Here is an 11,283-nt window from a genome sequence, read left to right on the forward strand (position 1 = left end):
CGTTCAGATGGCCGAGGCAACCAGGGCAGCGAGTCTCGCCGCGCCCGGCTACGACCCAGGGGGTACTTCGGCGGACAGGACCTCGCGGACCTTGTGCAGGAGCGCACTGCCCGTGAATGGCTTCTGGATGAACGCGAGCCCGGGTTCGAGCACGCCGTGGCGGACGATCGCGTCGTCCGTGTAGCCCGACATGTACAACACGCGCACGTCAGCGCGCACCGTGAGGATCTCGCGGGCGATCTCGCGGCCGCTCTTGCCCGGCAGCACAACGTCGGTCAGCAAGACGTGAATCGGTCCGTCATGCACTCGCGCCACGCCGAGAGCCTCGGCGCCGTCGCTGGCGGTGAGGACGCGGTACCCGGAGCGGCCGAGTGTCTTCTCGATCAGCCCTCGAACCTCGACCTGGTCTTCAACGAGGAGCACGGTCTCCGTCCCGATCAGCGCCGGCACTTCGACCGGCGGCGCGGTGACCGGCGTGGCTACGCCTCCGACGGCCGGGAGGTAGATCTTGAAGGTCGTTCCCTTTCCCGGCTCGCTGTAGACCCAGATCGATCCCTTGCTCTGCTTCACGATCCCGTACACGGTCGCCAGACCCAGTCCGGTCCCCCGACCGGCGGGCTTGGTGGTGAAGAAGGGTTCGAACAGGCGCCGCCGGATCGCCTCGTCCATACCGATGCCGGTGTCGCTCACGGCAACCATCACCTGCCTTCCCGTCGTCGCGCCCGGGTGCTGGGCGGCGTACGCGTCGTCGAGCTCGACGTCGGCGGTTTCGATCGTCAATTGCCCGCCGTCCGGCATGGCATCGCGCGCGTTGACCGCGAGGTTCATCACCACCTGCTCGAGCTGACCCGGATCCGCGTTCACCCGCCCGAGCGGATCGGATAGCCGCATCGACAGGGTGATGTCTTCACCGATGACGCGGCGCAGCATGAGTTCCACGCGCCGCAGCACCTCGTTGAGATCGAGGATCTGCGGTTGGAGGATCTGCCGCCGGCTGAAGGCGAGCAGCTGACTGGTCAAGGCCGCGGCTCTCCGGGCTGCGGCCAGGATTTCGCCGAGGTCCGTTTGAGACCGATGGGAGGAGCCGAGGTCCCGCGCGATCAGCTCTGCGTATCCCTGGATCACAACGAGGAGGTTGTTGAAGTCATGGGCCACGCCACCCGCGAGGCGGCCGACGGCCTCCATCTTCTGTGCATGCCGGAGTTGATCTTCCGTCTGGCGCATCTCCGTGATGTCCTCGAACAGGCAGACGAGGTGATACGGGTGCTGCCATTGGTCCAGAACCGCGAACCCGCGCCCGCGAACCCATCGAGAGGTTAGGTCTGGCGGGTGGACTCTGAACGTGGCGGACACCGTCTCCCCCGCCTGCAGCGCCAAGAAGTTCGAAACCACGGTCGGACGGTCCTCGGGGTCGATCTTCGACAGCCACCACTCGAAGTCGTTGTAGCTGAGATCCGGGACCTGCAGACCGAAGATCTCTGCCCACATCCTGCTGCGGTAGACGGCCCTGCCGCTCGACATCTCGAGGATCATGAACGCCTCCCTGATGTGGTCAGCGAGCAGTCGAAACCGGTCCTCGCTGACGTGCAGTTCGTGGGCGCGCAGCAGCTCACGGTCATCGCGGCGCTCGATCGCATGCCGAAGCGTCCTCGAGAGCGACCGAAGTGCAACCTTCACCGCTTCCATACACTCACCGTCGTCCTTCATCGGGCAAAGCCCGAGTCCTTCTGCTCGATTGACCGACGACCGGCACTCGGGAACGGCGGCCGGCCTGGGGCTGTTCACGATTCCGACCCTGGCTGCGGCGTGGCGGCGTTCAGGCTCGTCGTCCTCGTGTCCGGGGCGGTTCCCGTCGCGCTCGAATCGTCTCGATGACGTGGCGGTTCCTGCACCCCGACGCCTCAAGCCTGCTGCCTTGACGCCACATCCACTCGAGGAGCCGCTCGCCCTCCGTGTCGACGAACGAGACGTCCGAGAGAGAGACGGTCACGTTTGCCGCGGGGATGGTCTCGAGCATCGACCGCCAATGGCGGTCCACCAACCCCACCCACTCGTCGGCCAGCCGGCCGTGAAGAGAGAGCGTGCAGGCATCGCCGTGGTGTTCTGTGACGATCCGCAGCATCGCTGGCCCTCCCACTCACGCGCGCGCTGCCACGGTCAACTCCGTGGCACGTCGACGTGAGGGGCAAGAACGGTTCCAGCTTCGGGCGAGGCAAGGAGGGCGGGTTCTCGGCCGAATGCCTGTCGCCGCGGCGAAATGGAGGCGCGGACTGATGCTCCCGCGTCACGCGAACCCCCATTCCGGAAGACCGTGGAAACGCTCCCGCCGCCGTGGTAGTTTGGTGGCGCCATGGATGACCGGGAGGCGAGTAAGCACGACGCGGGGAGGCAAGAGGCGGAAGACTGGCAATACCGGCTGGCTGTGGAGGTCATGGACTTGGTCGCCCTCCACACGCAGGTCGACCAGTTGCTGCCGGATCTCGCCCGCTGCCTCTTCCAAGCCGTCCGGTTCGATGCGATGGTGGTCGTCCTATCGAGCAGAGACGGCCGGGCCGCCGACCTTTACACGGTCGAACGGGAGCCCCTGCCTGACACGCCATCGACGCCGCGACTCGAGGTGGTGACGCTTCCTCCCCTGCACGGGACACGGTTCGCAACGCTCTCGACGACGACCGCCCCGGTCGTTCTGCATTCCCTGGAGGACCAGCCCGCCTTCCCCGAACTGCTCGGGAGCTTGCGCGAGCGCGGATACCGATCTGCCTGCCTCCTGCCGCTTACGACGGCACTGCGCCCCGTGGGAGTGGTCGGATTCCTCTCGTCGGAGGTCGGCGCCTTCGACGATGAGGACATGGGGTTCGCCGGCCGCCTGGCGGCCGTCGTGGCGACCGCCATCGACAACGTGCGCCAACACGAGGAGTCGCTGGCACACCAACGCCAACTGGAGGCGGAACGCCGCGAGCTAGCCGCGGAACGCGACCACTGGCGGACGCTGCTCGAGATCAACAACGTCCTGGTCAGCAAGCTCGATCTCCAGGCCCTCCTGGCGGTCATCACCCCCTGTCTCCGGCAGATGGTCGTGCACGATCACACGAGCCTATTCCTGACGCGGGGAACGGATCGGATCGAACTCCTGGCAATCGATCCGGGGCTCCCGGCCAGCCTGGTCCAGGCGGTCCCGTCCCTGAGGATGGAGGAGACGGAGTTCCCGCGTGCGGTCGGGCTTCGACGTCCTCTCGACTTGGATCTCTCGCCGCACTCAGCCGTATCCGACGGGTTGGGGGAAATCGCACGGGTGGGTCAGAACCAGCGCATGTGCCTCGTGCCCCTGATTACGCCGCGCCAGGTTTTGGGCGCGCTGACGCTCGGACGACTGCTCCCGGAGCCATTCACGGACGACGAGATGGATCGTGCATGGCAATTGGGGGCGCAGGTCGCCATCGCCCTCGAGAACGCGCTGGCGTTCCAAGAGATTGCCGCCCTCAGGGATCGCCTCGCACAAGAGAACCTCTACCTCGAAGGCGAGATCCGCGGCAAGCAGCACTTCGAGGAGATCATCGGCGACAGCAAGGGACTCCAGCGCGTCCTCGCCCAGGTGCGCAGCGTGGCGCCCACGGACACGGCGGTCCTGCTGCTCGGCGAAACCGGGACGGGTAAGGAACTGATCGCCCGGGCGATCCACTCGATGAGCGAGCGACGTTCCCGAACGCTCGTCACGGTCAATTGCGCGACGTCGCCGGCGGGTCTGCTCGAGAGCGAGTGGTTTGGCCACGAGAAGGGCGCATTCACGGGGGCACTCGCGCAGAAGACTGGCCGCTTCGAACTCGCTCACCAGGGCACCCTGTTCCTCGACGAGATCGGCGACGTCCCGCTGGACCTGCAGTCGAAACTTTTGCGGGCGCTGCAGCAGCACGAGATCGAGCGCCTGGGCAGCACGCGCGTCACTCATGTGGACTTCAGGCTCGTGGCGGCCACCAACCGCGACCTCCAGGAGATGGTCGCCAAGCGGGAATACCGGGCGGATCTCTACTACCGGCTGAATGTGTTTCCGATTCGCATTCCCCCGCTGCGCGAGCGGCGCGAAGACATCCCGCCGCTCGTGCGGTACTTCGTCCAACTCTACGCAAAGCGTCTGAAGCGCCCGATCGACTCGGTTGCACGCGAGAGCATGGACGCGCTGTGCCGCTGGCACTGGCCCGGCAACGTGCGTGAGCTGCAGAATGTGACCGAGCGCGCAGTGATTCTCTGCCAGGGGACAACGCTCCGCATCCCTCTCGCCGAATTCGAGATCCCATCTGCGCTGCCGACCGAGGATGTCCTCACCCTGGAGGACGCCGAACGCCAGCACATCCTGCGGGCACTGCACGACTGCAACTGGGTGATCGGCGGGCCCGAGGGCGCGGCAAAGCGCCTCGATCTCAAGCGCACCACCCTCGTCTCGACGATGCGCCGCCTCGGTATCGTCCGGCCCGGGAGATGGCGGGCGAGCTGACCTCGTCTCGCCACTGTCTGCATTTCGTCATCCCGCGCCTTGCCGTCGACGGCCACCGACCAGAGGTCGCCCGGCCCCCACAAGTTGGACCCTGCATAGCTGCCTGATAGAAAACGGGTTGCCTGGACAACCGTCCTCCGGATGTCGCCGGCACGATCGGTGCCTTTGCGTTCGACGGCAGACCGAGGCGGCCTGCGGGTCGCTCCGGTCTCGGCTAGGAAGCCAGGGTTGCAGCATGCATCCCATGACAGCGTCGTCGCTTCACCACGTGCATACGAGCGCGATCGGCCGTCCTGGAACAGACGACCCCAGTGAATCCGACGCCGACGTCCCAACCGACAACGAAGTTCGTGCTGACTCACACGGCCGGAACGGGATCTCGAGAAGCGTGGCCGGTCGGCTGATGGCGGTCTTCGCGCTCGTCGTCTACCTGGCGAGCGTTGCCGTCCTGATCGGCGAGTTCGCGCTCTGCGGGCGGGCATGGTTGACCTCGTTGTGCCAACTGCTTGGATACCGGTGAAGGAGCCAAGGGAGGATTGCGAAGCGCCACCGGCCGTTGCCAGGCCCGTCGCGGCCGACTCTGGTGAAGGAGACGAACGATGCCAACGGGTTGCTCTGCTACGGAAGTGCTCATGCGTCGGGTCCGCGGGGAATTCTGGGAGATGCCCGGACTGAAACTCACCATGCCGCAGGCGCAGCGCCTGTGGGCGCTGGACGCCGCGACCTGCGAAGCGCTGTTGCTCGCCCTGGTCGAGAACGGCTTCCTCGCACCCACCCATGACGGGTCGTACGCGCGTTCGGGGTCCTATTGATCGGCGACGTCTAGGGGGCCGGCCTCAGACCGCCAAGCATGCAGAACCAGAACCGCTATTGGCCGGACTCGCGCCGCGTCAAGGGCTCGCAGACTCGAGGTAGGACATGTTGCAGGCAGCACTCGATACATCGACGGGCATTCATATGAAATCGATTCTGCTGGCGACCGACTTCTCGCCGGCTTCCGACGGACCTATCCACCACGCGCTGACGATTGCGAAACACTACGGCGCGGTTCTTCACCTGGCGCACGCCGTCCCGTCGGTCGGCCTGAGCATCGCGGACCGTGAGGCGAGCGCGAAGGCAACCACGGCCGCCGCGATGGAACTGCTGGCACTGGAGGAGCGGCTCGCCGCGAGAAGCGCGTTCGATGGCGTCGAGCACGACCTGATCCTATGCAGTGGCCACATCTGGGTCGAGCTGCAAGCCGTGATCGAACGTGCAGCCGTTGATCTGGTCGTCATCGGCACGCACGCCCGGAGGGGCCTGAGGAAGGTGTTCCTCGGTTCGGTCGCTGAACGGATCTTCCGTCAGGCCGGATGCCCCGTTCTCACCGTAGGCCCGTGCTCGCGCTCCGATGTGCCGACCGATGCCGGCGGAACGCCCGGTCCATTGCTCTTCGCAACCGACTTCAGCGAGGCGTCTCTGGCAGCGATGCCCTACGCGACCTCGTTCGCGAGTCAGTGGAAGACGCACGTGACATTGGCGCACATCCTGTCGCCATCCGCTCTGGTGGTGGACCACCAGCGCTGGCCCACCGTGTCAGACGTCGCCGAGCTGGAATTGGACGCGCAGATGAACGCCCGCCTGCGGCTGGAACGCCTGGCGGAGCGGAGGGGCTGTGACAGCGACGCCGCATTCACAGTCGAATTCGGGGAACCGGCGGAGGGCATCGTGCGGGCTGCCCGCGCACTTCAAGCCCAGGCCATCGTCATGGGCCTGAAGCGTACGGCTCATACTGAAGCCGCCGCGCACGTCCGCTGGAGCACCGCCTACGACGTGGTGTGCTCCGCCGGTTGCCCGGTGCTGACGATCCGCGAAGGGCCCGGGCCAGTAGGCGCGTCCGCGCCCGCGCTTCCCTGAGGTTGTCAGTCCGCCAGGAGCAGGTGGACCAGGTAAACGGCGAGTAGGAGGACGGCCAGAACCATCACGCCGAACACGAGGCTCCGCGTCAGCTTGTGTTCCGTTCGCAGTTGCCGCGCCAAGCTCAGTTCCTCGGTTTCGGCCGGAGCGTGATTCACATCGACGGGTTCGATGCGCACCTCCTACCCCGGTTCCCGCCGCCGATCTTGTTGGGAAGACGGCGCGGCCACCCGGTGCTCATCCTTCCTCCGGTGAAAGCGACCGTCGCGGAGCCGTTCAGGGCCATCGACGTTCCGGACCTGCTGGACGACGGCAGATCGATACGCGTCCGGGCGGAGTACGCGGTCGGCATTGGCCGCCGAACGCCAATCGCCGATCAGGAACTGGGGTTCGTGAGCGACGGTGCCGTGGTCGCCCGTGCATCGGTGCACGAGGGAAGTTGCGAGTTGGCGTCAGGGCTCGGCGATTCGCTGGGGGTGTTCCGATCTCGTGCGAACGTCAGCGCCGACGCGCTACCACTAATTGAGGCCCGGGTCTCGGTCCTCCGTCCGGGCGGGCGAGCCCTGCTGCTCTTCGATGCCGAGCTGGATGCCGCCGACCTGCGGCCGGTGCGAGATGTGCCCTGGGCGGAGCCCGTGGCCGTCCGGATTCGCTCCACCCGCAGCTGCCGTTCACTCCGGGCCAGACTGCGCGCCGCTGGACTGCCACCGGTCGTGATCGACGCGGCCGCCGTTCTCGACGAGGGGGACACCCACGATGTGCCGGCGCTCGTGGATGCCGTGCGGCTCGCCCGCACGGCGGCGCGGATGCGCGCGTACGGATTCCACGTCCCGGCAATCGTGTATCGGGGTCCCCACCAACCATCGACAGTCGGCTTCAGCGCGGTCCGGCCGCAGGAATCGTCGAATCTCACTCAGTCGGCCTCGCGCGTGCCGCATGGCCGCCCGTCGCTGACCACGCCGCTCGACACGGTGACGGGCAGCGAGGCCATCGCTGGTAATCGCATCGAGGTGGAGCTGGACAACCGGCAGGCCCGCAACTGGCTGCTTCACGCGATCGAACACAGCCAGCGCCGCGTGCACTTTCAGGTATACATGGCGCTCGACGATGACGTCGGACGACCCGTCGAAGCGGCGCTGGCGGCAGCGGCCGCGCGGGGTGTGACGGTCAGGGTTCTCGTCGACTCGCTCCACGGGCTTCACGGTTCGTTCGGCCTGCGCAACCCGATTCTCGAGCGGCTGTCGTCGCGTCCCGGCGTCGAATTGCGCCTCGGGAAGCCGATCACGCCGGACTCGCCGCTCGAGGACCTGAAACAGCGCGACCACCGCAAGCTCGTCGTGGCGGACGGTCGCGTCGCGCTGCTCGGTGGCAGGAACCTGTCGCACGAGTATTACACCGGCTTCGAGGAGGTTCCACTGCGGCCGGAGATGACGTGGAGGATGGTGCCTTGGCTGGACGCCGGCGCCCGTGTGGAAGGTCCGGCGGTGGCCGTCCTCGAGCGATCGTTCCTCGAAGCGTGGAGGGAGGCGGGTGGCCGCGCCTTCGACACTCCCGCCTGCCCCCCGGGCGGCACGGCCGCCGCTCGCGTCGTCGTCCATCGCGGCCTGCGGGACGCCCACACGGTTGAAGCCTACATCGCGTTGATCGAGAGCGCGCGCTCGCACGTGTATGTCGTCAACGGGTTCCCGCTCCTGCTCGAGATCCAGCACGCGCTGCTCGGAGCGCTGAAGCGGGGTGTCCGCGTCCGCACCCTCGTGGGCAACCTCACCCCGCGCCACGGCAACAGACCGCTCGAAGGGCCGTGGGCGGCGGCGCGCACGGTGGCGACGTCGCTGGTTCACTCGCGAATAGACCCGCTGGTGGACGCCGGGGGCGAATGTTACGAGTTCGTGGTGCCCAATCAGCCCGGGTGGGATCCGTCGCTCACCGAGGTCCGGCCGCACGTTCACGCAAAGACGATGAGTGTCGACGGGCGCGTGTGCGCCGTGGGCAGTGCCAACCTCGACGTGACGGCCGGCTACTGGGAAAGCGAGCTGCTGCTGGTCGTCGAAGACGGGTCGATCGCCGCCGGAGTGGAGGCGAGGTTCGACGAGCTTCTTGCGACGTCGCGGCGAATCGACCGCGAGGATCCGGAATGGCAGCGGCGAGCCGGGTTCCGCCGCTGGATGCGGTACTGGCCTGGCGTGCTGTCCGCCTGACGCGCGACGTCCACCCAGCGTCTCCCCGACTCCATTTCGTCGCGGGCGTGCCGTGGCGCCGCGCGCGATCGCCCGCAACCACCTGACCCGACAGGAGATAGGCTCCAGACGCACCTTCCGTGGCCCGGTGTCGATCTTGCGGTGTGAGGCCGACAAGTGGCGTGGCAGCAGCCAAACGGCGAGCGCCGCACTGTCGGTCAACGCATGGCGATGGCAGGGACGAACCGATGCTACGAGTCATTACGCAGCAGCACGGAGGCGGCTACAACCTCGAGTTGCAGGGGACGCTCCGCGGGGAATGGGTGCCGCTCCTCGAACGACACTGGCGCGCGCTCGCGGGCGACGGTCCGTCCGCGGGCGTCACGGTCGTCCTATCGGACGTCGACTTCATCGACCCGGACGGTGAGCGGTTGCTCCGCCGGATGGCGGACGCCGGGGTGGAGTTCGTGGTCTCAGGCTGCATGAACCGGTACGTGGTCGAGAAGCTCCAGCCGAACGCACCGGCTGTGAAAGCGAGGGTGTGACGTGTTCCTGGCGCGCCACCGTCCGCATCGACGCAGCCGCGATCGGCGCACCAGCCGTTTGCGGGAGATCGCCAGCGTCGCGGTTCGTTACGGGCTGGCCGACCAGCTACGGCAGATACCCGTGGAGCGGCTGCAGCAGTGGCTGCGCGGGTCTGCCGGCGACGACATCGCGCGGCTCGGCCTTCCGGTGCGTCTCCGGCTCGCGCTGGCCGAGCTCGGCACGACCTTCATCAAGTTCGGGCAGATGCTCAGTACGCGGGCGGACCTGGTGGGCGACGACGTCGCGAAGGAACTGACGCACCTCCAAAGCGACGCGCCACCCGATCCACCCGGGGTGGCGGAGACGACGATACGGCAGGAGCTCGGCGGTGCGCCTTCCACGGTCTTCGCTTCGTTCGAGCCGACGCCGTTTGCGTCGGCCTCGATCGCGCAGGTGCACCACGCCCGGCTCCACTCCGGCGAGAATGTGGTCGTCAAGGTCCAGAAGAACGGAATCGACACGCAGATCGAGGCGGATCTGAGCATCCTGGCGGACCTCGCACAACTGGCCGAACGGCACGCAAGCCTTGGACTGTATCACCCGGTCGCCGTGGTCGCGCAGTTCACGAGGATGATGAGGGGCGAGCTCGATTTTCTGAGCGAGCTGGGCAACATCGAGCAGTTCCGGACAAACTTCGCCGGTGACGAGACCGTCCACTTCCCGGTCCCGTATCGCGACTTCAGCACGCGCCGCGTGCTCACGATGGAGCGCCTCGAGGGCGTGCTCGTGTCGCAGATCAAGCAGTTGCCGGAACGCAATCCTGACGTCGACGAGTTCGTCAGGCGTGGCGCGAACGTCTACCTCGAGATGATCTTCCGCGACTCGTTCTACCACGCGGATCCGCATCCCGGGAACCTCATGGTCCTCCCCGACGGAGTCGTCGGCGTGCTCGACTGCGGCATGGTGCAGCGGCTGGATGGGGACTTGCACGAGGCGGTCGAGGACCTGCTGCTGGCGATCGTGCACGGCGATGCGCGGACGGCGACCGATGCCGTGTGGGACATGTGCTCGCCGCCGCCCGCGGCGCGGCGCGACCGGCTGCATGCCGACGTCGCCGAGCTTCTCGCCGATTACTCGGGGCAGACGGTCGCCGGCCTGGACATGAGCGCGCTGCTGAACAGCCTCACCGACGTCATCCACCGAAATCGCCTGTTCCTGCCGCCCGGCGCGTCGCTGCTGATACGGATGCTTGCGGAACTGGATGGAACAGCGAAGCTGCTGAACCCGTCGTTCAGTCTCGTCACACTGCTCGAGCCGAACGCAGAGGCGGCGGCGCGCCGCCGGCTGGCGCCCAGGCGTGTCCTGCTCCAACTGCTGCGCGGCGCGCGCCAGTGGGATCGGCTGGCACGCGACATCCCGAGCGATCTCAACGAGATGCTGCAGCGCATGCGCGCAGGGACGCTCAGCGTCCACCTCGAGCATCGTCGCCTCGATCCTGTCGTGAACCGTCTCGTCCTGGGACTGCTCACTTCCTCCCTCCTCGTCGGTTCGTCGCTGCTGTGGAGCATGCACGCGGCGCCGCTCGTCGGGGACGTCTCGGTGTTCGGCGCGATCGGGTACGCCCTCGCGTCCATCATGGGCCTCCGGCTCCTGTGGGCAATCAGGCGGTCGGAGCGGCCGCCGGAACACATGTGAAAGCGCCGTATCCGCGATGACCGGACGCCACCCGCCTTCATTTCGTCGCCAGGCCGCCATCGTCGACTGAGCGCACCATTCACAACATCCCTGGCAGCAACGAGATCGCGGATCGCGGCCAGGTGGAACCGAAGTTGCTCATGGACACCGTGTCAATCGTGCCTACGCCGGGCCCCACGGCGTCTCGCGACCGCAGCAGAAGGAGATCACCATGCCGACGACAGAGATGAATGTGACAGCCGCGAACGTGACGCACGTGAAGGCGCAGCCCTCGAAGGCACAGCCATCGGCTCCGGTGCCACCATTCGGCCTCGGCCCGTTTCGGACCCTCGAGCGGTTCGCGGACGAAGTCACGCGGATATTCGACGACTTCGGCCTCGGGCGTGGCTGGGGTCGGGTGCCGAACGGGGGTGACGTCATGACCTGGGCGCCTCGCGTCGATGTCACCCAGCACAAGGACGAAGTCGTGGTCCGGGTGGACCTCCCCGGCATGGGAAGAGA

At 67.0% G+C, this 11,283-nt stretch carries 11 protein-coding genes; 8 read left to right on the forward strand and 3 right to left on the reverse strand.

The genetic code is table 11. The annotated features are described in order from the left end of the window. Positions 1–48: 48 nt before the first annotated feature. Together VGK32_10280 and VGK32_10285 are read right to left on the reverse strand one after the other, a co-directional pair. The gene (locus tag VGK32_10280) at positions 49–1,677 is read right to left on the reverse strand and encodes an ATP-binding protein (GenBank protein HEY3382144.1); all 1,629 of its coding nucleotides are present in this window, start codon (positions 1,675–1,677) and stop codon (positions 49–51) included. A gap of 139 nt (positions 1,678–1,816) precedes the next feature. Continuing rightward, positions 1,817–2,122: a hypothetical protein gene (locus VGK32_10285; GenBank protein ID HEY3382145.1), complete on the reverse strand. Its 306-nt coding sequence runs from the start codon at positions 2,120–2,122 to the stop codon at positions 1,817–1,819. Positions 2,123–2,431: 309 nt separating this feature from the next. On the opposite strand from VGK32_10285, the gene VGK32_10290 reads away from it, so the two are divergent. The 4 genes from VGK32_10290 (at position 2,432) to VGK32_10305 (ending at position 6,385) form a co-directional block, all read left to right on the forward strand. Then, on the forward strand, positions 2,432–4,489 hold the full coding sequence (locus VGK32_10290; GenBank protein ID HEY3382146.1) for a sigma 54-interacting transcriptional regulator: 2,058 nt from the start codon (positions 2,432–2,434) through the stop codon (positions 4,487–4,489). Positions 4,490–4,877: 388 nt separating this feature from the next. Then, on the forward strand, positions 4,878–5,009 hold the full coding sequence (locus tag VGK32_10295; GenBank protein ID HEY3382147.1) for a hypothetical protein: 132 nt from the start codon (positions 4,878–4,880) through the stop codon (positions 5,007–5,009). A gap of 112 nt (positions 5,010–5,121) precedes the next feature. Continuing rightward, positions 5,122–5,301: a hypothetical protein gene (locus tag VGK32_10300; protein HEY3382148.1), complete on the forward strand. Its 180-nt coding sequence runs from the start codon at positions 5,122–5,124 to the stop codon at positions 5,299–5,301. 145 nt (positions 5,302–5,446) lie between these two features. Next, positions 5,447–6,385 carry a universal stress protein gene (locus tag VGK32_10305; GenBank protein ID HEY3382149.1) on the forward strand — a complete coding sequence of 313 codons (939 nt, stop codon included), beginning with the start codon at positions 5,447–5,449 and terminating at the stop codon, positions 6,383–6,385. 5 nt (positions 6,386–6,390) lie between these two features. Here VGK32_10305 and VGK32_10310 read toward each other — a convergent pair whose 3' ends face one another. Further along, the gene (locus VGK32_10310) at positions 6,391–6,564 is read right to left on the reverse strand and encodes a hypothetical protein (protein HEY3382150.1); all 174 of its coding nucleotides are present in this window, start codon (positions 6,562–6,564) and stop codon (positions 6,391–6,393) included. Between the two features lie 54 nt (positions 6,565–6,618). Here VGK32_10310 and VGK32_10315 point away from each other — a divergent pair, with 54 nt between their 5' ends. The 4 genes from VGK32_10315 to VGK32_10330 all read left to right on the forward strand — a co-directional run. Further along, complete coding sequence (locus tag VGK32_10315; GenBank protein ID HEY3382151.1) at positions 6,619–8,583, forward strand: phosphatidylserine/phosphatidylglycerophosphate/cardiolipin synthase family protein; 1,965 nt, start codon at positions 6,619–6,621, stop codon at positions 8,581–8,583. A 227-nt stretch (positions 8,584–8,810) separates the two neighbouring features. Beyond that, complete coding sequence (locus tag VGK32_10320) at positions 8,811–9,107, forward strand: hypothetical protein (protein HEY3382152.1); 297 nt, start codon at positions 8,811–8,813, stop codon at positions 9,105–9,107. Position 9,108: 1 nt separating this feature from the next. Next, a complete protein-coding gene (locus tag VGK32_10325; protein ID HEY3382153.1) occupies positions 9,109–10,782 on the forward strand; it encodes an AarF/UbiB family protein in 1,674 nt (557 codons plus the stop codon). Positions 10,783–10,993: 211 nt separating this feature from the next. Then, positions 10,994–11,283 (forward strand): hypothetical protein (locus tag VGK32_10330; GenBank protein HEY3382154.1); only part of this gene is annotated, 290 nt, incomplete at its 3' end.

The sequence above is a fragment of the Vicinamibacterales bacterium genome (assembly GCA_036504215.1).
Lineage (GTDB): Bacteria > Acidobacteriota > Vicinamibacteria > Vicinamibacterales > Fen-181 > FEN-299.

Excerpts from the sequence above, each read along its gene's own strand:
- VGK32_10285 (HEY3382145.1), bottom strand. The coding sequence starts at position 2,122 with ATGCTGCGGATCGTCACAGAACACCACGGCGATGCCTGCACGCTCTCT.
- VGK32_10290 (HEY3382146.1), top strand. The coding sequence starts at position 2,432 with ATGGACTTGGTCGCCCTCCACACGCAGGTCGACCAGTTGCTGCCGGAT.
- VGK32_10300 (HEY3382148.1), top strand. The coding sequence starts at position 5,122 with ATGCGTCGGGTCCGCGGGGAATTCTGGGAGATGCCCGGACTGAAACTC.
- VGK32_10305 (HEY3382149.1), top strand. The coding sequence starts at position 5,447 with ATGAAATCGATTCTGCTGGCGACCGACTTCTCGCCGGCTTCCGACGGA.
- VGK32_10320 (HEY3382152.1), top strand. The coding sequence starts at position 8,811 with ATGCTACGAGTCATTACGCAGCAGCACGGAGGCGGCTACAACCTCGAG.